Consider the following 20732-nt stretch of genomic DNA (forward strand, 5'->3'; position numbering starts at 1 on the left):
GGATCGTGCCGGAGCGCCGGGGGAAACGATCCGGCCTACTGCGCCGACGACGGCGCCTTGCCGATCACGCCGGGCGTATTTGCCACGACCTTGAGCACGGCCGTCCAGGCATCGACGTTCTGCTGCAGGGCTGCGGGGTCGACCTTGTCCAGGGTGTCGTCCGGCGTGTGATGCAGGTCGAAGTAGTGCGTCCCGTCCTGGCCGAGATCGATCACGGCCAGATCCTGCGCCTTGATGATGGCGGCGACATCCGCTCCACCGTCGGCCGGGCCCTCGTGCGGCACGATACCCATGGGCCAAAGCGCTGCCGTCACCGCAGCCACAAGCGGCTTGTTTTCAGGCGCCGCCGTGAACTTGACCTGCCAAACGCGATCTGCGCCGAAGTCGCTTTCCATCGCAAGGGCATGAGGTTCGGCGCCATGGACCTTCGCATAATGATCGCCGCCGCCACCGCCGCCCACACCCATTTCCTCGTTCCCGGACCAGAGCACGCGGATCGTGCGCAGGGCCTGACCGTCCTTCTGCACAGCGAGGGCCGCCGCAGTGATGATCCCGCAGCCTGAAGCATCATCCACCGCGCCGGTGCCCAGATCCCAGGAATCCAGATGGCACGCGATGACGATGATCGGCAGCGTCGTGTCCCTTCCGGGCAAGTCCGCGATGACATTGCCCGAGGGCGCATTGGGGAACGGAGCCCCCGTCAGCGTGAGGTCGATCGCGAGCGGCTTGCCGCGCGCCGCGATCCGCGCGACGAGATCGGCATCGGGGTTCGATACCGCGCCCGCCGGGATCGGCTTCACATCGCTCGCGAATACGGTCACGCCGGTGTGCGGGTTGCGGTGGCGGTCCGTGCCGGCCGAGCGGATGACGACGGCCGCCGCGCCCTTGCGGGCCGCTACGCTGGGCCCCTGACGGCGCACTGCGCCATAGGGACCGTACCCCGAGCCATCCTGGGCGGGGCGCATGGCGTGGTCGATGAAGGCGACCTTCCCCTTCAGCGAACCGTCCGGCGCCGCCTCCAGCGCCGCCAGGGTCGGAAAGTAGACGAGTTCGGCCTTCAGCCCGGCCTTGGCCGTGGGCACCGAAAAGCCCAGCGCCGTAATCGCGAGCGGCTGCGTGTAAGGCGCGGTCAGCGTCGCGCTTTCCGCGCCGCGAGTCCAGGTGCGGGTGACGAAGTCCTCGATCCGCACGTTCTGGAAGCCGAGATCCTTCAGCTTCGCCGCGCCCCACTCGCGTGCGGCCTTCTCGGCCGGCGAACCCGCCGGGCGCGGGCCGATCTCGGTCGTCAGGCCTTCGACGATGTCCCAAGCCACGCCGCTGCCCTGCTGCGGGGCCGCAAGTGCGGGAATGGCGGCGGAAAGGGCGACTGCGGCGAGGGTCGCGCGAGCGGTTCGGAGTGTGTTCATGCAAGAGGTGCTACCGGAGCAACAAGTAGCTGCCAAGCTTTGATGAAGGTCCGGATTGTCCGCCGGGACGCGGCTTGCAACCGGTGAGCTTCAGCGGGAAATCCGGGCCGTTCGCCCGCACCCCACGCGGTGCCCCCTCGCCCTTGGCAACTCCGGCTCGCGCCTGTAGAGCGACGACCAACTTCCACGTACTCGAATTTCCATCCAGAGGAACCCGATGGCCGCCCAATACGCCTATGTCATGAAGGGCATGACCAAGACCTTCCCGGCAGCCCAGAAGCCGGTACTCAGCAACATCAGCCTCCAGTTCTACCAGGGTGCCAAGATCGGCATCGTCGGCCCCAACGGCGCCGGCAAGTCGACCCTGATGAAGATCATGGCCGGCATCGACACCGACTTCACCGGCGAAGCCTGGGCAGGTGAGAACATCACCGTCGGCTACCTGCCGCAGGAGCCACAGCTCGATCCCAGCAAGACCGTGCTTGAGAACGTCAAGGACGGCGCGCGCGAGATCGCGGACAAGCTCGATCGCTTCAACGAAATCTCGATGATCATGGGCGATCCGCCGGCGGACGTCGATTTCGACGCGCTCATGGAGGAGATGGGCACGCTTCAGGACCAGATCGACGCGGTCGACGGCTGGTCGCTCGACAACCAGCTTGAAGTCGCGATGGAAGCGCTGCGCTGCCCTCCCGGCGACTGGGAAGTCGAAAGCCTTTCGGGCGGTGAGAAGCGCCGCATCGCGCTGACCCGCCTCCTCATCCAGAAGCCCGACATCCTGCTGCTGGACGAACCGACCAACCACCTTGACGCCGAAAGCGTGAACTGGCTGGAAAACCACCTCAAGGAATACCACGGCGCGGTGCTGATGATCACCCACGACCGCTACTTCCTCGACAATGTGGTGGGCTGGATTCTGGAGCTCGACCGCGGAAAGTACTTCCCCTACGAGGGCAACTATTCGACCTACCTCGAGAAGAAGGCAAAGCGCCTGGCGCAGGAGGACCGCGAGGCGTCCGGCCGTCAGAAGGCGATCAACGACGAACTCGAGTGGATCCGCGCCGGAACCAAGGGCCGCCAGACCAAGTCCAAGGCCCGTATCAAGAAGTTCGAGGAACTGGTCGCCGCGCAGGACAACCGCAAGCCCGGCTCGGCGCAGATCGTCATCCAGGTTCCCGAGCGTCTTGGCGGCAAGGTCATCGAGGCGAAGAACATCTCCAAGGCCTTCGGCGACAAGCTGCTGTTCGAGGACCTCTCGTTCATCCTCCCGCCGGGCGGCATCGTCGGGGTCATCGGCCCCAACGGCGCGGGCAAGTCGACCCTGTTCAAGCTCATCACCGGCCAGGAGACGCCGGACTCGGGCGAGATCGAGATCGGTTCGACCGTCCACCTCGGCTACGTTGACCAGAACCGCGATCACCTGGACGGATCCAACAACGTCTGGGAGGAGATCTCGGACAAGCTGGACTACATGAAGGTCAACGGTCACGACATGTCGACCCGCGCCTACGTGGGTGCGTTTAACTTCAAGGGTCAGGACCAGCAGAAGAACGTCGGCAAGCTGTCGGGTGGTGAGCGCAACCGCGTTCACCTCGCCAAGATGCTCAAGCAGGGCGGCAACGTACTGCTGCTTGACGAACCGACCAACGACCTCGACGTCGAGACGCTGGCGGCGCTGGAAGAGGCGATCGAAAACTTCGCTGGCTGCGCCGTGGTCATCAGCCACGACCGCTTCTTCCTCGATCGTCTCGCAACGCACATCCTGGCGTTCGAAGGCGACAGCCATGTCGAGTGGTTCGAAGGTAACTTCGCCGCGTACGAAGAGGACAAGCGTCGTCGCCTGGGTGACGCAGCGGATCGTCCGACCCGTCTGGCGTACAAGAAACTCACCCGCTGATCCTCGCCTCAAGCGAAACGATAGTGAGCCGTCGCCCGGATGCGGACGACGGCTCATTCATTTTCAGCAATCCAACGCTGAACGAAAGGCTACGAGACGGTTCACCTGTGCGACAGCGCGAGAGTGCTAGAAACATTCCACGATGAGCCGCGATCGCCGTCCGGCAATTCGGTTTGGAGAACCGGAACATGGCAAAGATTAACAAGAAGACAGGAGCGATGCTCACCGCCGCCGCGATGGCGCTTGCGGTGACCAGCTTCGCTCCCCCCAGCTTCGCGCAGCGCGATGATCGGGGCAGCGCGCGTGCGGAACGCCCGCAGCGCGGCGGCGGCTTCGGCGAGCGACGCAGCGCACCGCCGCAACGGGCGCAGCCTGCACAGCGCCCTCAGCCTGCACAGCGCCCTCAGCGGGCGCAGCAGCCGCAGCGCATTTTCCAGGCACCGCGGGAGAACGCGCGTGTCGATCTGGGGACGCAGCTTCGCCAGGCACGCGAGCGCGAGCAGCGGCAGGTGCAGGTGCAACGCCCGCACGACCCGCGCGGCAGCTGGCAGAGCGGCCGGCCCGGGGGCGACCGCAGTCAGCGTCCGGACCGCGGCAATGATGGCCGCGACCGAGGACCGTCCTGGCGGGCGGATAATGATCGTCGCCAAGACGGCGATCGCAACCGCAATCCCGCCTGGCGCGCAGATAACGACCGACGCGACAATGACCGCTGGCGGGACAACGACCGACGCGACAATGACTCGCGGGGCAACGACCGCTGGCGCAACAGCGACGGCGGTCGCTATCAGGCCTGGAACCGCAACAACTGGCGGCGTGACAACCGGTACGACTGGCAGCGCTACCGCGACCGCAATCGCGGCATCTACCGGCCGGGCCGCTACTACGCGCCCTACAGCGGCTACGCCTATCGACGGGTGAGCATCGGCTTCTCTCTCGGCTCGATGTTCTACGGCAACCGCTACTGGATCAACGATCCGTGGCAGTACCGCCTGCCGCCGGTCTATGGCCCCTACCGCTGGATCCGTTACTACGACGACGTCATGCTGGTGGACATCTACAGCGGCCAGGTGGTCGACGTGATTTACGATTTCTTCTGGTAAGACGAGACCGCCACTGATGCTCTGATCGAACTCCCGGAGGATGCCTCCGGGAGTTTTCCTTTGACTTACCCCATGCCGCCCGGCCGATAGCTGTAGCAGGCATTGATCCCGCCCAAGATCCCGATACTCTGCGCTGTCATGGCGACTGCCGTTCATCCTGACCGAAAGGCCCTTGCCCGGATCGGCGCGACTGTTCGCGAGCGCCTCTCGCTCCAGCCGCTTGCCCGCCGCCTGCCCGAGGAACGGGCGGAGATCTATGCGATCGATAACTTTCTTCCCGCCGGCACCTGCGCCCGTCTCATCGCCCTGATCGATGCGGTGGCCACTCCGTCAAGTCTCGTCGAGCAGGACCTCTGGCCGGATTACCGAACGAGCTACTCGGGCGATATCGACGCCGGTGCTCTCTGTGTGCGCCGGCTTGAAAGGAAGCTTTCGGCCCTCACCGGCATCGCCGCCACCTGGGGCGAGGCCGCGCAGGGTCAGCGATACACCTGCGGCCAGTTCTTCCATGAGCATTGCGACTGGTTCGATACCGACGCCAGCTACTGGCGCCAGGAACGGCGCTGCGGCGGGCAGCGCAGCTGGACTGCCATGGTCTACCTCAACGCGGTCGATGAAGGCGGCACCACGGATTTTACGCGGGTCGCGCTGAGCATTCCGCCACGGACCGGCACGCTGCTCTTGTGGAACAACGCCCAGCCGGATGGCACGCCGAACCCGTGGACGATGCACGCCGCGCGACCGGTGCTGCGCGGCGTGAAGTACGTCGTCACAAAATGGTTTCGAACCCGGCTCTGGCAGTAGCAAGGCCGTCCCGTCACCCGGCTCGCGCCGGGCGGCGCGGGGCTCAGGCAGCCAGAGCCTCGGCGATGAGCTTGCGCGTTTCCGCCACCCCATAAAGCGCGATAAAGCTTCCCATGCGCGGCCCCTGCGGTGAGCCCAGCAGCGTCTCGTAGAGCGCCTTGAACCAGTCGCGCAGGCTTTCGAAGCCGTAGGTCTCGTTCTTGCCGATTTCGTAGACGATGTTCTGCAGTTCCTCCGCGGAGGCTTCATCACCGAGAGCGGCAAGCTTGTCATCGAGTTCCCGCAACGCAGCCACTTCGCCGCCAAGGGGAGCACGACGCTGCAGCGTGGGTGCGATGAAGTCCCGGTTGGTGGCGAGCGCGGCCCGCACCATCTCGGCAAGATCGGGATGGGCTTCGGGACTGGCATCGGCCACGTAGTTGCCGAGGTAGGACCAGACCTGCTCCGCCGTGGCATCGGCGCCGAGCACACCGACGAGGTTGAGCAGCAGCGAGAATGTGACCGGCACGGTATCGCCCGCGCCTTCTTCGTCGCCGTTCGCGCGCAGCAGGTGCCACACCGGGTTGCCCAGCTGCTTGTCGAGCGGCTGCCCTGGAAGGTTGCCGCGGAATTGCCAGTACTCGTCCACCGCCTTGGGGATCACGCCCACGTGGAGCTGCTTGGCGCTCTTGGGCTCACGGAAGAGGTAGAAGCCGAGCGATTCCTCGGTGCCGTACGTCAGCCACTGCTCAATGGTCAAACCATTGCCTTTGGACTTGGAGATCTTCTCCCCGTTCTCGTCCAGAAACAGCTCGTAGATCAGGCCCTCGGGCTTGCGACCGCCGAGGATCTGCACGATCTTGCCGGACTGCGTGACCGAGTCCGTAAGGTCCTTGCCGCACATCTCGTAGTCGACGCCCAGCGCGTACCAGCGCATGGCCCAGTCTACCTTCCACTGGAGCTTCGCTTTGCCCCCGAATGCCGATTGCTCAACGACGGTGCCGTCCTCGTCAGTGAAGCGGATGAGGCCGGTGGCGGGATCGAGCACTTCGACCGGAACCTGCAGCACGACGCCCGTCGTGGGCGAGACGGGCAACACGGGCGAGTACGTCTTGCGGCGTTCTTCGCGCAGGGTCGGCAGCATGACGTCAAGGATGGCCTGGTTGCATTCCAGCACCCGGGTCAGTGCGGCGTCGAATTCGCCCGAATTGTACCGGTCGCTGGCCGAGACGAATTCGTAGTCGAAGCCGAAACGGTCGAGGAAGTCGCGCAGCATCGCATTGTTGTGATGAGCGAAGCTCTCGTGCGTGCCGAAAGGATCCGGAATGCGGCTGAGAGGCTTTCCAAGGTTGGCCGCCAGCACATCCGCGTTGGGGATGTTGTCGGGCACCTTGCGCAGCCCGTCCATGTCATCGGAAAAGGCGACCAGCCGCGTGGGCGCGCCGCCGGTCAGCGCTTCGTAGGCCCGGCGCACGAGGGTGGTGCGCAGTACCTCCTGGAAAGTGCCGATATGGGGAAGCCCCGAGGGACCATACCCCGTTTCAAACAGCACGGGTGCGCCGTTTGGTTTGCCCTGCGGATAGCGCTTGAGCAGCTTCTGGGCCTCCTGAAAGGGCCAGGCCTTGGACACACGTGCGGCTTCGATCAGGGCATTGTCAGTCATGCGGCGCTAATTGGCGAAATGCGCGACTTTCGCAAGGCCGGAGTCGCCGCCTTATCGCCCTCCTGCGGGAAGCGAGCGGAACCGGCGCTCCGCTCGCCCTGATTTCAGTTCCGCCAGATCCAGTTGTACTCCAGCGGCGCTTCCCGGAAGGCGAAGCGGTCGATGTGAGTGGCGACCACGTCGGTCAGGCGCTGCACCGCCTCGCGCTCTTCCCCGGTGATGGTGATGGCGATGCTCTCGCCATCGGCGGCCATGGTGCAGACCGCGTTGGGGAAAGTCACGGTTCCCACGTCCCCATCGACCTGCGTTTCCAGCTTGTGGCTCCAGTGCTTGCAAAGCTGGCGGACGTACTTCCCGCCGTTTTCAGTCTTCACGGTGGCTTCGATAGTGTTCACGTCTAAATCCTTTCGATCGTGCGGGTCGCGTCGTCGATCACATCGGCGACCTTGAGTATGAAATCCCGGTCGGTGCCTTCCTGCGACAGCCGGTCGAAAACGGCGGTCTTAAGCGCATGGAACGCACGGCGGACAGGCGCGGGGTCGATGCGGTCCCGCTGCTCCAGCAGGGCGGAAAGTCGGCCCTTGAGTTCAGCGATGCTGTCTTCCTGTTCCCGTACCCTGGCGATGCCCCGCTCCGTGGCGGCGAATGCCTTGCTGCGACTGGCTTCGTCCGCAGCCGGAGCAATGAGGCCCGTTTCCTCCATGAAGATCAAAGCAGGATAAACCACCCCGGGACTGGGAGCGTATTCTCCACCCGAAAGCGCCTCGACCTCCCGGATGAGTTCGTAGCCGTGGCGGGGAGCTTCGACGATCAGGGCGAGCATCAGGAGCTGCAGTTCCGCCTGGTCGAACAGCCGCTTGCGCCGCGCACCACCGCGCGCGCCTCCGCCACCGAAGCCACCGCCGTCCGGGCCCATGCCCCAGCCGCGGCCGCCGCCGCCGGGGAAACCTTTGGCAAAGACGCCACCGCCGGCGTGGCGCCGCGAGCCATCCCGGCCACGCCGGGCGCCGCGTTCGGCGCGGTCTGCGTCAATACACTTCATATCGTTCATCACTTCTCATCTGTTTTGACATCTCCAAGATATATCTTGATAGAGAAGCGGCAAGCCGGAAAAGTGTATCAGTTGGTAATCTTTCTGGTGAACGGGGGCTCGATCCCGTTCCAAATCGTCTGTCGCATCCCTAAGACCGGACCATGGCTGCATTGCCCCTTCCCGCCCTACACGCCAGTCATGGCGGCTGCTGGCTGCGTGAGCAGGACCTGACGGGCAGTGGCACCAGACCCATCTCCAAGGGTGATGCGGTCATGGCGGCAGCCGATACGCCTCTTCTCATCCTCAACGCTCCGCTTCTGGCGACGCGGCTGGGGTATCCCGATCTGTCCGGGCTCGATCTGCTGGAGCTATACGCCTTCGTGCACCCGGCGCGCTTCGTCGTGCCCACGCCCAAGGGTCTGGCTCACGCGCTCAACCTGGAGGAGCCGCAGGGCGATGCGGACGTGCCGCGCCTGTTGCAGGAGGCAGCCGGTGCCCTGCTCGACATGTGCGGCAATCCCGAGTGGCCCGAGCGCGAAGGTGCCTGGACTGCACTGCAATCGCTGATCCGGATGCGATGGCCTTGGGCCACGCTGCTGACGGGGCGGATCCAGCGTCCGTCACAGGCGGAGCGGTGGCTGTTCGCCCGGCTGCCCGAGTGGGAGGAAACGCCGGAGGCTCCGCAGCCGCGTCAGGTCGTCCTCAGCGAGGAGGAGGTGCTGGAACGGCTGACGCGGCTTACCGGATCAACCGCCGAACAGCGCTCCGGCCAGCGTGCCTATGCCGTGGAGGCGGCGAACGCCTTTGCGCCGCGCGAACGCGCCGGACGACCGCATGTCCTGCTTGCCCAGGCCGGCACGGGTATCGGTAAAACGCTGGGCTATCTCGCGCCCACCTCGCTCTGGACCGAGAAGGCGGGCGGCACCGTCTGGGTCTCCACTTACACCAAGGCACTGCAGCGCCAGCTCCGGCAGGAGAGCCGCCGCGCCTGGCCCGAGCACCGGGCCGACGGCACCCGGCCGGTGGTGGTGCGCAAAGGGCGGGAAAATTACCTGTGCCTGCTCAACCTTGAAGATGCGCTTCAAGGGGGTTTTTCCGGGCGCGCCGCCGTGCTGGCGCAGCTCGTGGCGCGGTGGGCCGCCTATTCACGCGATGGCGACATGATCGGCGGCGACTTGCCCGGCTGGCTTGGAACGCTTTTTCGCCAACGCGGCATCGCGGCCCTCACTGACCGGCGCGGCGAATGCGTCTATGCGGGCTGCCCGCACTACCGCAAATGCTTCATCGAACGCGCGGCCCGCGCCAGCGTCGGCGCCGACCTCGTCATCGGAAACCATGCCCTCGTGATGGTGAACGCCGCGCGGGGACGCGATCCTGCATCACGCCCGACCCGCATCGTCTTCGACGAGGGCCACCACGTTTTCGATGCCGCCGATTCCACTTTCGCCGCCGCGCTGAGCGGAGCCGAGGCGATTGAACTGCGCCGCTGGGTGATCGGGCCTGAAAAGGCTTCGAAGGGCCGCCGCCGGGGCCTGTCCGCCCGCCTCGCCGATATCGCCAGCTACGACGAGGCCGGGGCGCAGGCGATCACCGCCGCACGCGCCGCAGCCGAGGCGCTGCCCGGCGACGGCTGGATGCAGCGCATCCTCGAGAACGCTGCCTCCGGCCCGCTGGAGGAACTGCTCGCGGCGGTGCGGGCCACGGTCTACGCCCGGGATGAAAGCGGGGGGCAGGAGGCCGGCTATGGCCTGGAGACGGAAGCCGCCGGTCTGGACGGCGCCTTCGTCGAGATCGCCCAGGCCGCGCGGATGGCGCTCGCTGAACTGCGCCAGCCGCTGATCCGTCTCGGCATGAGACTGGAAGCGCTGTTGGAGGAGCCGCCGGACTGGCTCGACGGTCCAGGCCGCGCCCGCATCGAGGGCGCCCGCCATTCGCTGACCTGGCGTGTCGAGACTCTGGCAGCGTGGGAATCGCTGCTCGATCGGCTCGGTGGCCCGGCCGATCCCGAATACGTGGACTGGCTGGCGGTCGATCGCTCGGAAGCGCGGGAGTTCGACATCGGCATTCACCGGCGCTGGCTCGATCCGATGAAGCCCTTCGCCAAGGTCGTCCTCGAACCCGCACACGGCGTTGTGATGACGTCGGCGACGCTTCGCGATGGGGAAGACTGGACGAAAGCAATCGCACGCTCAGGCACGCCGACCATCGATGTCGCGCCGCGCCTGTCCATCCATCAGAGCCCGTTCGATTACGCCAGTCAGGCGGAAGTTCTGATTGTCACGGACGTGCCCAAGGGGGACATCCCCGCCCTGTCGGCGGCTTTCGGGCGCCTGATCGAGGCGTCGGGCGGCGGCGCGCTCGGGCTGTTCACGGCGATCCGCCGCCTGCGCGCCGTTCACGGCCGCATCGCCGATCGCCTCGCGCGCGGCGGCTTGCCGCTCTACGCCCAGCATGTCGATCCCATCGACACCGGTACGCTCGTGGACATCTTCCGCGACGATCCCGCGGCCTCTCTGCTCGGCACCGATGCGCTGAGGGACGGTGTGGACGTTCCCGGGCATTCGCTGCGGCTGGTCGTCATGGAGCAGGTGCCTTGGCCTCGGCCGACGATCCTGCACCGCGCCCGGCGCCTCGCCAACGGCGGCAGCGCCTATGACGACACCCTGATCCGGGCGAAGCTGGCGCAGGCCTTCGGTCGCCTGATCCGCAGCCGCGACGATCACGGGCATTTCGTCGTCCTCTCCCCCGCTTTCCCGTCACGCCTGCTCTCCGCCTTTCCGGCGGGTACGCCAATTCGGAGAGTCTCGCTGGACGAGGCTTTACAGCGCGTGGCCGATCATGCTTCAGGGGCCACGGCCGAGACGATCGAGGCTTCAGACCCACCGAACTGATCCGCCGTACCCGACACCCTGTCCAAGAGTTCGCCCATGAAAACGCTCGGTATCTTCCGTCACGCCAAATCGGACTGGACCGACGCGCGCCTGCGGGACTTCGATCGCCCGCTGAACACGCGGGGCCGGGCCGGCGCGGGCCTGATGGGCAAGCATATCCGCGAACACGCAGTCGGCTGGAAGCGCATCCTCGCCTCACCGGCAGTCCGCGTCACGCAGACGATCGAACTGGCCGGCGAGGCGGCCGGTGAAACGCCGCCGATCACGTGGGATCGGCGCATCTATCTCGCCAGTTCGGCAACACTGATCGACGTTCTGCGCGAACAGGATTCCGATCCGCGCACGATCCTTCTTGTGGGGCACAACCCAGGGCTGGAGGATCTGATCTTCGATCTCGTGCCGGACGACGGCAGCAGCCCGCTGCGCGATGTGGTGGAGGACAAGTTCCCCACCGCGGCCTACGCGGTCATCGAACTGGACATCGAAAACTGGGCGGACCTGCGCGACGGCACCGGCCGGCTTGTCCATCTTGTGCGCCCGCGTGACCTAGACCCTTCGCTGGGGCCAAGCCTCACCGACTGAGACGCACTGCAAAAGGGGGAAACGCCGGCTCCCCCTCCGTTCTCTTCAGCCCTGCACCGTTTCCGTGATGCCGGCCAGGTGCAGCTTTTCCGCCAGGTAGCGCTCGGCGTCGAGCGCAGCCATGCAGCCAGCGCCAGCGGCGGTGATCGCCTGCCGATAGACGTGATCCGAAACGTCCCCCGCCGCGAAAACCCCGGGGATGTCAGTCTTGGGCGTGCCCGGCTCTACGATCAGGTAACCGGTTTCGTCCATGGCGAGCTTGCCCTTGAAGAGTTCAGTCGCAGGCGCGTGACCGATGGCGACGAAGGCGCCGTCGGTCAGCAGTTCGCTCTCTTCTCCGGTCTGCGTGTCGGTCAGGGCCACAGCGCGGAGCGCCCCGTCCTCTCCCGCCACGAAGCGATCGACGCGCTTGTTCCAGACGGTCTTGATCTTGGGATGGGCAAACAGGCGATCCTGCAGGATCTTCTCCGACCGCAGCGAATCGCGGCGGTGGATCAGCACGACCTCGGTCGCGTGGTTGGTGAGGTAGAGCGCTTCCTCGACCGCGGTGTTGCCGCCGCCGATGACCACCACCTTCTTGCCGCGATAGAAGAAACCGTCGCAGGTGGCGCAGGCGGAAACGCCCCGGCCCGAAAGCTCCTGTTCGCCCGGGACGCCGAGCCACTTGGCCTGCGCGCCCGTGGCGATGACGAGCGTGTCGCCTTCATAGGTGTCGCCGGAATCGCCCTGCGCGACGAAGACGTCGCCGCTGAGGTCGACATTGGTGATCGTGTCCCACATCATGCGCGTGCCGACATGCTCGGCCTGGGCCTGCATCTCCTGCATCAGCCATGGCCCCTGGATGACCTCGCGGAAGCCGGGATAGTTCTCGACGTCGGTGGTGATGGTCAGCTGGCCACCCGGCTGCAGGCCCTGCACGACGATCGGCTCCATTCCGGCGCGCGCACCGTAGATGGCGGCGGAAAGTCCGGCCGGGCCGGAACCGATGATGAGCATGCGGGTCTTGTGCGTGGTCGCCATTAAACTGTCTCCGGCGTGAATTCCTTGGCCCGCGAGATAGGGTCTCGCGCATGGGTTTGCCAAGCACGCGCGGCGCAAGCTTTTATTTCATCCCCGCAAATTGCAGGACGGCACGCGGGATCGCCACGACACATTGACCTGCGCGCAGCCGCCCCCCATCCATCGGGAATGATGAGTCAGCTTGGCCCCACTTCGAACCGCTTCGTCTCCCAGCGCCTGCGCCTTCACTACGTGGACTGGGGCAATCCCGAGGCGCCGCCGCTGATCCTGCAGCACGGCGGGCGCGATCACTGCCGCAGCTGGGACTGGGTGGCCGAGGAGCTGCGGCACGACTGGCATGTGATCTGCCCCGACCTGCGCGGTCATGGCGACAGCGAATGGTCGCCCGAAGGACACTACGGCATGGACGCCTTTGTCTATGACTTCGCCCAGCTCGTGCATACGCTGGGGCAGGACCAGGTGACGGTCGTCGCGCACTCGCTGGGAGGCAACATCGCCACGCGTTTTACCGGCCTCTACCCGGAGAAGGTGGCGAAGTTCGTCAATATCGAGGGCCTGGGCCCACCGCCCGCCATGCGGCGCGAACAGGAAGCCCGGGGCGCGGGAGAGAGGCTGCGTCAGTGGATCGAGGAGAAGCGCAAGGCGTCTGGCCGCACCGTGCGCAAATACGCTTCGCTGCGCGACGCATACCAGCGGATGAAGGAGGAGAACGGCTTCCTCACGGACGCGCAGGCGCGCCACCTCACGATCCACGGCGCGACACGCAACGAGGATGGCACCTGGAGCTGGAAGTTCGACAACTACCTGAACGTCTGGACCACGTCGGACCTGCCGACCGACCAGATCATCGCGCTGTGGGAGGCAATCACGTGCCCGGTGCTTTTGCTGTGGGGCAAGGACAGCTTCGCCACCAGCCCGGCAGGCGACGGCCGGATGGACCACTTCCCGACTGCGCAACTGATCGAATACGAGAACGCCGGCCATTGGCTGCACCACGACCAGTTCGGCCGCTTCATAGCCGATGTGAAGGGATTCCTTGCCTGACCGCCGGTACGCTGCGGACGCGCGGAAGCGCCCGCTGGCGAATGCGGGCTTTACGCCTTCGGGGAAAACGCGAAGCAAAATCGGGCCGGCGTCGGGGCGTCCCTGGTGGAACGCGGGGAGGGAGACTGTCGTGCGAACGGCCGGGTAGCAGTCAGGACAGCCCGGCGCGACCCTGTAACGGAGACGGTTCGGACAGGCCGTGCGGGTTCGCAAGACAGGGCTGTGTCCGCTTTCGTGGGAAGCTGCCTTCACGCAGAAGGCTACCGATTGCACGAAAGTTGGGGTGGAGGGGCCGCTGTGCCGCCCGTCCAGTGAACCGCTCCGGAAGGACGCTCGTGGCGTGGTCCACGGCTTTACACCCGCGCACCGCCCACGACGCCGACCCGAGACACCTTGGCGGACGAGGCCCCGTCTGCCGCAGATGGCGAGGTCTATAACCTAATAGGTTAAAGCTGTCAATCTTCGGACAGAGCGGCACGCAGCCGTTCCCGTCCGGCTGCATCGAGACCCAGCTCCCGCTCAAGATAGGTATCGCGGCTTCCGTACCGTTCATCAATGGCCGCCCAGGCGCTTTCAAGGTACGCCGCTTCAACGCCCATCAGGACGCGCAGAACCGCCTCGTCCAGCGGTCCGGTGATCGCACGAACCGTCGCCGCGCCCGATGCGATGCGAGCCTCCACGTCGCCAGCCGTGTTCGTCAGGAGGTAATCGGCAAGGATGTCGTCCGGGTGAACACCGATCGCGGCGTGAAGCAGCGCCACCGCGATGCCCGTGCGGTCCTTGCCCGCCATGCAGTTGACCAGGCTGGGCCCCTGCCCCTCCCCCAGCATCGCGAACCAGTTCCGGATCATGACCTGCAGTTCCGGGCGAAAGACTATGCGTGCGTAATTGCGGGCAAGGCTATCGCGCGTGGACTGAGCCGTCCGACCGCGAAGCCCCTTTGAGGCCGCGACATGCGCCGCGTGGCGTGTCTCGGGATCTGCGCAGAGGACAACGTGTGCGCTAAACTCCGGCGGCCGACGGCAGGGATGGCTGGCACGCTCACGCGAGGACCGCAGGTCGAAGACGCTGGCAAGGTCGAGGGCGGCTATACGGTCAAGATCGGCATCGGTGGCGGCGTGATGCTGGCCCGAGCGCCAGACCATGCGGCGCTTCATGCGCTCTCCGCCGCTGAGGGCATAGCCACCCGCGTCGCGGAAGTTGTGGACTCCTTCGAGGGAGAGGACGCGTTCGCTCATCATGGATCCCTTGCCCTGTGCGGAAGACTGCCAGGAGCAGGCTGCGGCTGCGCGCGCCCTTCCCCTGCGCTTCGTCACATCGCCAGCGCGAACACGGGCCGGGTCATCCGAGCAGGAAATACCCCAGCGCGCCCCAGCACACCACGCAAAGAAGAACCGCCATGGCCAGCCCGCGGCCGTCGTGTTCCTGCTCATGGTCGCGGCGCTGTGCGGCATAGACGCCGCCGGCCGGACGATGCGCGGCCCAGTCCGAAGAACCTCTGCCAAGCCCTTGTAGTCTAACGATATTGTCGTTCGCCACCTTCATAGGTCATCCTCTTACCTACCGGGCGATACCACAGGCTTCCCGTGCATCAGCCGCCCTTCTCCCGATCACTGTGCCTTTGCGGCGTCAGGCGATCTTTCTTTCCCATCCCTTCGTATATCGAAAACGGCGGCATTGTTCCAGAGTGGGGTCCGACCACCGGGGCTTCTGACTGATGCGGTTCCGCCGTCCGGAGACCGGCGAACCGCCGCTTTGCGCGGGGTGGCGGAACGCCGCTGGGGAAAACCCTTAACCCTTATAGCCAGCCTGACGTCCGGTATCGGTCCTGGGGTTGGCGGGGCAATGGCCGCGCTCTAGATTCGCACGATGACTGACGCGCGCCGCCTGAAGATCAAGATTCAGATCCATTCCGGCGAGGAAATCGCGATGGGGCCGGGCAAGGCCGACCTGCTCGATGCCATCCGCGAACACGGGTCCATCTCGGCTGCCGGCCGCGCCATGGGCATGAGCTACCGGCGTGCCTGGCTGCTCGTGGACACGATGAACCGCTGCTGGGACACCCCCCTGGTCCAGACCGCCCCCGGACGGTCCGCGATGAGCGGCGCGCACTTGACGGCGCAAGGGGAGAGCGTCCTCGCACACTACCGCGCCTTGCAGGCAGGGGTGGCGCGGTCAGCCCGTGGTCCGCACTACGATGCACTCGCGGCCTGCCTCCTTCCCTGCCCGCGTACCTCGCAGAAGGGGTGAATGCGCCCCTTGCCTGCCGCGCCGTGCAGTATACTGTAGGATACAGTACCCTACCGGAGATCCTGATGCGTAAGTTCGTGGCCAGCATGATGGCGGCGCTGACCTTCCTCGCCGCCACGGCCGCGACAGCCGCGCCATCGCGCAAGGAGCCGGCGCTGGTGCTGGCGGCGGCCAGCCTGCAGGAATCGATGAACGCGGCCGCCGACGCCTGGGCGCGCAAGGGCCACCCTCGCCCGCGCATCTCCTTCGCCGCCTCCTCGGCCCTCGCACGGCAGGTCGCGGGAGGCGCCCGGGCCGACCTGTTCGTCTCGGCCGACGAGCAATGGATGAACCACCTGCAGGCGCGCAACCTCCTGCGGCGCGGCACTCGGGTCTCGTTCCTGCGCAACACGCTCGTCCTCATCGCGCCAAGGGCAAGCGCCGTGCGGCTGCGTGTAGGTCCCGGAATGGCTCTGGCCCGCGCGCTCGGCAAGGGGCGGCTGGCGATTGCCGATCCCGGCGGCGTTCCTGCCGGTCTCTATGCGAAGGAGGCGCTGACGCGGCTGGGGGTCTGGGCCTCGGTCGTGGATCGACTGGCCCCGGCCGAAAGCGTGCGCGGGGCGCTGGCGCTGGTCGATCGCGGCGCGGCGCCGCTGGGGATCGTCTACGCCACGGACGCGCGCGCCGACAGCCGCGTGCGCGTGGTCGGCACTTTCCCGGCAAGCAGCCACTCGCCGATCAGCTACCCCGTCGCCACCCTTTCCAGGTCCCGCAACCCGGAGGGCGAGGCGTTCCGCCGCTACCTTGTCTCGGCACAGGGCAAGTCCCTGTTCCGCCGGTTCGGCTTCGGCACGCACTAAGCCGCCGCCGATGGCCCCGCTTTCGTCCGCAGAATGGGAGGTGCTTCTCCTTTCCCTGAAGGTGAGCGCCGTTGCCATGGCCGCCGCTCTGCCGCTCGCCTTCGCGCTCGCCTGGGTGCTCGCCCGCTGGCGCTTTCCCGGCAAGGTGCTGATCGACGCGCTTGTCCATCTGCCGCTGGTGCTGCCACCGGTGGTGACGGGCTGGCTGCTGCTCATCGCGCTCGGTCCGGATGCCGCGGCGGGTGCCTTTCTGGAGCGGACCCTGGGCCTTGCCTTCCTGTTCCGGTGGACAGGTGCGGCGCTTGCAGCCGGGATCATGGCGCTGCCCCTGATGGTGCGCGCGATGCGGCTTTCGCTGGAGGGCGTCGATCGCCGGCTGGAGAGTGCCGCCCGCACGCTCGGCGCCGGCCCCTGGCGCGCTTTCGCGACCGTCACGCTGCCACTCTGCGTCAACGGCATACTGGCCGCGCTGGTGCTGGGGTTCGCGCGCTCAGTGGGCGAGTTCGGCGCGACGATCACCTTCGCCTCCAACATCCCGGGCGAGACGCAGACCCTTCCCCTTGCGATCTACAGCGCCCTGCAGATCCCGGGGTCCGACGTGCAGGTCGCGCGGCTGGCGATGCTCTCCGTCGGCCTCTCGCTTATGGCGCTGGTGCTGTCGGAGGGGCTCGCGCGGCGCAGCGGGCAGGAAAAGGGCCGCCATGTCCTTTGACATCGCCATAACTCTTGCGCGAGGCGACCGGCGGCTTGATTACGCCTTCACCGCCGGCCCCGGTCTTACCGCCCTGTTCGGACCTTCGGGAGCGGGCAAGACGACCCTGCTGGATGCGGTAGCCGGCCTCCTGCGCCCGAGGCGCGGCCGCATCGCCGTCGCCGGAACCCCGCTGTTCGATGCCGCCGCGCGGATCGACCTTCCTCCCGAGCACCGCCGCTGCGGCTACGTGTTCCAGGACCTGCGGCTGTTCCCGCACCGCAGCGTCCGCCGAAACCTGGCATACGGACTGAGGCCGGGAGCGGGGCTGGACTGGGACCACACGCTCGACCTCCTCGGCATCACCGGCCTGCTCGATCGCATGCCCGCCACGTTATCGGGCGGCGAGGCGCAGCGCGTGGCGATCGGGCGCGCGCTGCTCTCCGACCCCGCGTTCCTGCTGATGGACGAGCCCCTCGCCTCGGTCGACGGCGCACGGCGCGAGGAAATCCTGCGGCTCATCGAACGCATTCGGGACGAGCTGCGCCTGCCGATCCTCTACGTCAGCCACGATTGCTCGGAGGTCGAGCGGCTGGCGCACACCATCGTGCCGGTGCCCGCCGCCTAGCCCTGCGATGCGGGCGTTCGCACCACCAGCCCATCCAATTCGGGCGTGACGACGATCTGGCAGGAGAGCCGCACGCCGGGATCGTCATCGCCGCTCGCCTCGATCATCGGTTCCTCGATCTCAGTGATATTGCCCGTCACACTGCGCCATTCGGGCACGACATAAACCCGGCACGTGCCGCAATAGGCATTGCCGCCGCAGACCGCCTCGATCGCCGCGATGCCACCCGCTACGGCGTTCTCCATAAGCGACAGCCCCGCTGTCGCCTCAATACGCGTTTCGCGGCCATCCACCGCGATGAACGTCACTGCCACCATGCGTCAGCCTCAGGACGGATCACAGGCGACGACCGCCCCGCGCAGTTCGTAGCCCTGGATCTGCGCGTTCCACAGCACCTGCGGCTCAGCCGTGAGGCGGATGCCCGGCAGCCGAAGCAGGCGGTCGAGAAACAACCGCGTCTCATGCAGGGCGACTTGCGCGCCGGGGCAGCGGTGGGGGCCGTCCCCAAAGCTGAGGTATGGCCCTGCCACCTTCATCCGCTTCGCGCGATCGGGGTCGATCTCGAAGGGACAGGGCCCGGTGATCGCCTCGTCCACATTGGCCTCGCGAATGGAGACGCAGGCGGTCTCCCCTTCCGCCAGCGCCATGCCGGCCGGGCCCGCCAGCGGCTCCGCCGCACGGCGGTGGAGCATCGAGGCCACAGGTTCCAGCCGCAGGATCTCCTCCAGAATCGCGATCTGGTCTTCCTCGCTGCCGGAAAGGAAACGCTCGCGCAGGGGCTGCTTTTCAAACAGGTGCCACGCCGCCATCACGATGAACTCGCGCGTGGTCATCATGCCTGCCCCGCCGTAGCTGAGGCATTCCATGATCATCCCCTTCCGGGAATAGTCCGCCTGTACCATGTGAGTGATCACGTCGTCGCGCGGCTGATGCCGGCGGGCGGCGACGGCGGGCGCCAGGTCATGCTTCCAGAAGCGCCCGACGTGGACCAGCATTCTTGCGTTGAACAGCAACCCGTTGAAGAATCCGGGCTTGCGAGTGATCGAGGATTCGAGCACGGCCTTGACCCGCCTTGCGAGATTGGCGTTGCTGTCGCTGTTGGTCAGCCCGACGATTTCCGCCGCGACATCCACCGCCATCTGCCAGCTCAGTTCATCCAGGGGTGCGGAACCCCTCTCCTGAAGCTTGGCGACGATCGTATCCATCGTGCGATCCATCACCGCCCGGTGGCGCGTCGCGATGGTCCGGGGAGCGAAGAGCCCCGCCACCGCAGCGCGGCGCTTGCGGTGAACATCCCCGTCGAGGAAGAAGAACGAGATTTCGTCCGGCTTGCTGAGATCCACCACCTCGGCACTCGCCCCCGCCTGACGCACCCTGGTAGAACGCAATATCTCGCGCGAGGCGGCAAAGGAACGGATGATGCGGGCGCCGTCCGCCGGTTTCAGATTGGCCTCGGCGATTCGGGCGCTCTTCCGGTCGTCTCGTCCGCTGTGCGCGGGGCATGCAGGCGCGGCAGCCTGTGCAGTGGTCGTCATCGTCATGGCTCTCCCGTGCCGTCCGAATATGATCCATGGTATCTCATTGAACGGCGCAGGCAAAGAAAAAGCATGGTCGGCGTCTACGGCTCGACCATGCTTTGGAGTGTCGCTTGCAGCGTCAGGCGCGCGGCTGCCTCAGGCGGCGCCGATCAGTTCCCGGCCGATGAGCATACGGCGGATCTCGTTCGTTCCGGCGCCGATGTCGAGCAGCTTGGCGTCACGCAAGTAGCGCTCCACCGGCCAGTCCTTCGTGTAACCCGCGCCGCCCAGCGCCTGGACAGCTTCCCCCGAGACGCGAAAGGCGTTCTCGCTCGCCAGCAGGATCGCGCCCGCTGCGTCAAAGCGGGTGGTCTGCCCCGCGTCGCAGGCACGAGCGACCGCATAGACGTAGGCGCGCGCCGACTGCAGCGCGACGTACATGTCCGCCACTTTCGCCTGCATCAACTGGAAAGCCCCGATCGGCTTGCCGAACTGCTTCCTCTCCCGCAGATAGGGGATGACGGTGTCGAGGCAAGCCTGCATGATGCCGAGCTGCAAGCCCGCCAGCACGACGCGCTCGTAGTCGAGGCCGCTCATAAGCACGCCCACGCCGCCATGCAGCGGACCCATGACGTTCTCTTCCGGCAGGAAACAGTCGTCAAACACCAGCTCGCAGGTGGGCGAACCGCGCATGCCCATCTTGTCGATCTTCTGCCCGATGGAGAAACCCGGCGTATCCTTCTCAACGAGGAAGGCGGTAATCCCCTTCGATCCTTCTCCGGTCTTGGCGTAGACCACGAGCGTGTCGGCGCAAGTGCCGTTGGTGATCCAGAACTTGGTGCCGTTGAGCCGGAAGCCGCCCCCAACCGCATCGGCGCGCAGCTTCATGCCGACAACGTCGGATCCGGCTCCGACCTCCGACATGGCAAGGCTGCCCACATGTTCGCCCGAGATAAGCTTGGGCAGGTAACGCGCCTTCTGTTCCTCGTTGCCCCACCGGCGGATCTGGTTGACGCACAGGTTGGAGTGGGCACCATAGGACAATCCGACCGAAGCAGAGGCGCGGCTGACTTCCTCGACGGCGATGACATGCTCGAGGTAGCCGAGGCCGATACCGCCCCAGTCTTCCTCGACGGTGATGCCGTGCAGGCCCAGTTCGCCCATTTCGGGCCAGAGTTCACGGGGGAACCAGTCCTCCGCATCGGCCCGAGCGGCAAGGGGAGCGATGCGTTCGTCGGCGAAGCGGGCAACGGTTTCGCGAATCATCTGCGCGCTCTCACCGAGAGCGAAATCAAAATCCGGGGTGGCGCGCATGGGTCCTCTCCTCTTGCCTGTGCCTGTTCGGCCCTCCTCTAGGGCAACATCGATGCTTCGCGAAGGTTTAT

The 20732-nt window shown here is 66.3% G+C and carries 20 protein-coding genes; 10 read left to right on the forward strand and 10 right to left on the reverse strand.

The genetic code is table 11. From position 1 onward, the window contains the following. Window positions 1-35: 35 nt before the first annotated feature. A complete protein-coding gene (locus QOL62_RS12370) occupies window positions 36-1406 on the reverse strand; it encodes a M28 family peptidase (RefSeq protein ID WP_283406483.1) in 1371 nt (456 codons plus the stop codon). Window positions 1407-1623: 217 nt separating this feature from the next. On the opposite strand from QOL62_RS12370, the gene ettA reads away from it, so the two are divergent. The 3 genes from ettA (at window position 1624) to QOL62_RS12385 (ending at window position 5210) form a co-directional block, all read left to right on the forward strand. After that, window positions 1624-3303 carry an energy-dependent translational throttle protein EttA gene (gene ettA / locus QOL62_RS12375; protein WP_103730571.1) on the forward strand — a complete coding sequence of 560 codons (1680 nt, stop codon included), beginning with the start codon at window positions 1624-1626 and terminating at the stop codon, window positions 3301-3303. Window positions 3304-3491: 188 nt separating this feature from the next. Further along, complete coding sequence (locus tag QOL62_RS12380; protein ID WP_283406484.1) at window positions 3492-4406, forward strand: RcnB family protein; 915 nt, start codon at window positions 3492-3494, stop codon at window positions 4404-4406. A 138-nt stretch (window positions 4407-4544) separates the two neighbouring features. Next, on the forward strand, window positions 4545-5210 hold the full coding sequence (locus QOL62_RS12385; RefSeq protein ID WP_283406485.1) for a prolyl hydroxylase family protein: 666 nt from the start codon (window positions 4545-4547) through the stop codon (window positions 5208-5210). 43 nt (window positions 5211-5253) lie between these two features. Here QOL62_RS12385 and QOL62_RS12390 read toward each other — a convergent pair whose 3' ends face one another. The 3 genes from QOL62_RS12390 to QOL62_RS12400 form a co-directional block, all read right to left on the reverse strand. Further along, window positions 5254-6852, reverse strand: a complete 1599-nt coding sequence (locus tag QOL62_RS12390) for a lysine--tRNA ligase (protein WP_283406486.1) — start codon at window positions 6850-6852, stop codon at window positions 5254-5256. A 104-nt stretch (window positions 6853-6956) separates the two neighbouring features. Beyond that, complete coding sequence (locus QOL62_RS12395) at window positions 6957-7247, reverse strand: DUF2218 domain-containing protein (protein ID WP_283406487.1); 291 nt, start codon at window positions 7245-7247, stop codon at window positions 6957-6959. Between the two features lie 2 nt (window positions 7248-7249). After that, window positions 7250-7903, reverse strand: a complete 654-nt coding sequence (locus tag QOL62_RS12400) for a PadR family transcriptional regulator (protein WP_283406488.1) — start codon at window positions 7901-7903, stop codon at window positions 7250-7252. 143 nt (window positions 7904-8046) lie between these two features. On the opposite strand from QOL62_RS12400, the gene QOL62_RS12405 reads away from it, so the two are divergent. Continuing rightward, complete coding sequence (locus QOL62_RS12405; protein WP_283406489.1) at window positions 8047-10776, forward strand: ATP-dependent DNA helicase; 2730 nt, start codon at window positions 8047-8049, stop codon at window positions 10774-10776. A 36-nt stretch (window positions 10777-10812) separates the two neighbouring features. Then, entirely contained in the window at window positions 10813-11358 is a 546-nt protein-coding gene (locus QOL62_RS12410) for a SixA phosphatase family protein (RefSeq protein WP_103730564.1), read from the forward strand. Between the two features lie 45 nt (window positions 11359-11403). Here the strand turns inward: QOL62_RS12410 and trxB are convergent, their stop codons facing one another. After that, window positions 11404-12378: a thioredoxin-disulfide reductase gene (gene trxB / locus QOL62_RS12415; protein ID WP_103730563.1), complete on the reverse strand. Its 975-nt coding sequence runs from the start codon at window positions 12376-12378 to the stop codon at window positions 11404-11406. 171 nt (window positions 12379-12549) lie between these two features. On the opposite strand from trxB, the gene QOL62_RS12420 reads away from it, so the two are divergent. Further along, complete coding sequence (locus QOL62_RS12420; protein ID WP_283406571.1) at window positions 12550-13422, forward strand: alpha/beta fold hydrolase; 873 nt, start codon at window positions 12550-12552, stop codon at window positions 13420-13422. 455 nt (window positions 13423-13877) lie between these two features. Here the strand turns inward: QOL62_RS12420 and QOL62_RS12425 are convergent, their stop codons facing one another. Next, window positions 13878-14660 (reverse strand): tyrosine-protein phosphatase, encoded by a 783-nt coding sequence (locus tag QOL62_RS12425; RefSeq protein WP_283406490.1) that lies wholly within the window; start codon window positions 14658-14660, stop codon window positions 13878-13880. 103 nt (window positions 14661-14763) lie between these two features. Further along, the gene (locus tag QOL62_RS12430; RefSeq protein WP_283406491.1) at window positions 14764-14967 is read right to left on the reverse strand and encodes a hypothetical protein; all 204 of its coding nucleotides are present in this window, start codon (window positions 14965-14967) and stop codon (window positions 14764-14766) included. A 324-nt stretch (window positions 14968-15291) separates the two neighbouring features. Between QOL62_RS12430 and QOL62_RS12435 the strand changes: the two genes are divergently transcribed. The 4 genes from QOL62_RS12435 (at window position 15292) to QOL62_RS12450 (ending at window position 17830) form a co-directional block, all read left to right on the forward strand. Then, window positions 15292-15672 carry a winged helix-turn-helix domain-containing protein gene (locus QOL62_RS12435; protein ID WP_283406492.1) on the forward strand — a complete coding sequence of 127 codons (381 nt, stop codon included), beginning with the start codon at window positions 15292-15294 and terminating at the stop codon, window positions 15670-15672. A 65-nt stretch (window positions 15673-15737) separates the two neighbouring features. Further along, window positions 15738-16511 (forward strand): molybdate ABC transporter substrate-binding protein, encoded by a 774-nt coding sequence (gene modA / locus QOL62_RS12440; protein ID WP_283406493.1) that lies wholly within the window; start codon window positions 15738-15740, stop codon window positions 16509-16511. A 10-nt stretch (window positions 16512-16521) separates the two neighbouring features. Continuing rightward, window positions 16522-17223, forward strand: a complete 702-nt coding sequence (modB, locus tag QOL62_RS12445) for a molybdate ABC transporter permease subunit (protein ID WP_283406494.1) — start codon at window positions 16522-16524, stop codon at window positions 17221-17223. Beyond that, a complete protein-coding gene (locus tag QOL62_RS12450; RefSeq protein WP_283406495.1) occupies window positions 17213-17830 on the forward strand; it encodes an ATP-binding cassette domain-containing protein in 618 nt (205 codons plus the stop codon). Before modB ends, QOL62_RS12450 begins: the two co-directional genes overlap by 11 nt. Here QOL62_RS12450 and QOL62_RS12455 read toward each other — a convergent pair. From QOL62_RS12455 to QOL62_RS12465, 3 genes are all read right to left on the reverse strand, one after another. Then, entirely contained in the window at window positions 17827-18147 is a 321-nt protein-coding gene (locus QOL62_RS12455; protein WP_283406496.1) for a 2Fe-2S iron-sulfur cluster-binding protein, read from the reverse strand. The genes QOL62_RS12450 and QOL62_RS12455 overlap by 4 nt on opposite strands. 9 nt (window positions 18148-18156) lie before the next feature. Continuing rightward, window positions 18157-19365, reverse strand: a complete 1209-nt coding sequence (locus QOL62_RS12460; protein WP_283406497.1) for a cytochrome P450 — start codon at window positions 19363-19365, stop codon at window positions 18157-18159. 138 nt (window positions 19366-19503) lie between these two features. Next, entirely contained in the window at window positions 19504-20661 is a 1158-nt protein-coding gene (locus QOL62_RS12465; RefSeq protein WP_103730556.1) for an isovaleryl-CoA dehydrogenase, read from the reverse strand. Window positions 20662-20732: the final 71 nt, after the last annotated feature.

It is taken from the genome of Novosphingobium panipatense, assembly GCF_900182875.1.
In the GTDB taxonomy this organism is placed as follows: Bacteria; Pseudomonadota; Alphaproteobacteria; order Sphingomonadales; family Sphingomonadaceae; genus Novosphingobium; species Novosphingobium panipatense.

Bases quoted from the DNA above. Each gene is read 5' to 3' on its own strand.
- QOL62_RS12370 (WP_283406483.1), bottom strand. From the start codon at position 1,406: ATGAACACACTCCGAACCGCTCGCGCGACCCTCGCCGCAGTCGCCCTT.
- ettA (WP_103730571.1), top strand. From the start codon at position 1,624: ATGGCCGCCCAATACGCCTATGTCATGAAGGGCATGACCAAGACCTTC.
- QOL62_RS12380 (WP_283406484.1), top strand. From the start codon at position 3,492: ATGGCAAAGATTAACAAGAAGACAGGAGCGATGCTCACCGCCGCCGCG.
- QOL62_RS12385 (WP_283406485.1), top strand. From the start codon at position 4,545: ATGGCGACTGCCGTTCATCCTGACCGAAAGGCCCTTGCCCGGATCGGC.
- QOL62_RS12390 (WP_283406486.1), bottom strand. From the start codon at position 6,852: ATGACTGACAATGCCCTGATCGAAGCCGCACGTGTGTCCAAGGCCTGG.
- QOL62_RS12400 (WP_283406488.1), bottom strand. From the start codon at position 7,903: ATGAACGATATGAAGTGTATTGACGCAGACCGCGCCGAACGCGGCGCC.
- QOL62_RS12405 (WP_283406489.1), top strand. From the start codon at position 8,047: ATGGCTGCATTGCCCCTTCCCGCCCTACACGCCAGTCATGGCGGCTGC.
- QOL62_RS12410 (WP_103730564.1), top strand. From the start codon at position 10,813: ATGAAAACGCTCGGTATCTTCCGTCACGCCAAATCGGACTGGACCGAC.
- trxB (WP_103730563.1), bottom strand. From the start codon at position 12,378: ATGGCGACCACGCACAAGACCCGCATGCTCATCATCGGTTCCGGCCCG.
- QOL62_RS12420 (WP_283406571.1), top strand. From the start codon at position 12,550: ATGAGTCAGCTTGGCCCCACTTCGAACCGCTTCGTCTCCCAGCGCCTG.
- QOL62_RS12425 (WP_283406490.1), bottom strand. From the start codon at position 14,660: ATGAGCGAACGCGTCCTCTCCCTCGAAGGAGTCCACAACTTCCGCGAC.
- QOL62_RS12430 (WP_283406491.1), bottom strand. From the start codon at position 14,967: ATGAAGGTGGCGAACGACAATATCGTTAGACTACAAGGGCTTGGCAGA.
- QOL62_RS12435 (WP_283406492.1), top strand. From the start codon at position 15,292: ATGACTGACGCGCGCCGCCTGAAGATCAAGATTCAGATCCATTCCGGC.
- modA (WP_283406493.1), top strand. From the start codon at position 15,738: ATGCGTAAGTTCGTGGCCAGCATGATGGCGGCGCTGACCTTCCTCGCC.
- modB (WP_283406494.1), top strand. From the start codon at position 16,522: ATGGCCCCGCTTTCGTCCGCAGAATGGGAGGTGCTTCTCCTTTCCCTG.
- QOL62_RS12450 (WP_283406495.1), top strand. From the start codon at position 17,213: ATGTCCTTTGACATCGCCATAACTCTTGCGCGAGGCGACCGGCGGCTT.
- QOL62_RS12455 (WP_283406496.1), bottom strand. From the start codon at position 18,147: ATGGTGGCAGTGACGTTCATCGCGGTGGATGGCCGCGAAACGCGTATT.
- QOL62_RS12460 (WP_283406497.1), bottom strand. From the start codon at position 19,365: ATGACGACCACTGCACAGGCTGCCGCGCCTGCATGCCCCGCGCACAGC.
- QOL62_RS12465 (WP_103730556.1), bottom strand. From the start codon at position 20,661: ATGCGCGCCACCCCGGATTTTGATTTCGCTCTCGGTGAGAGCGCGCAG.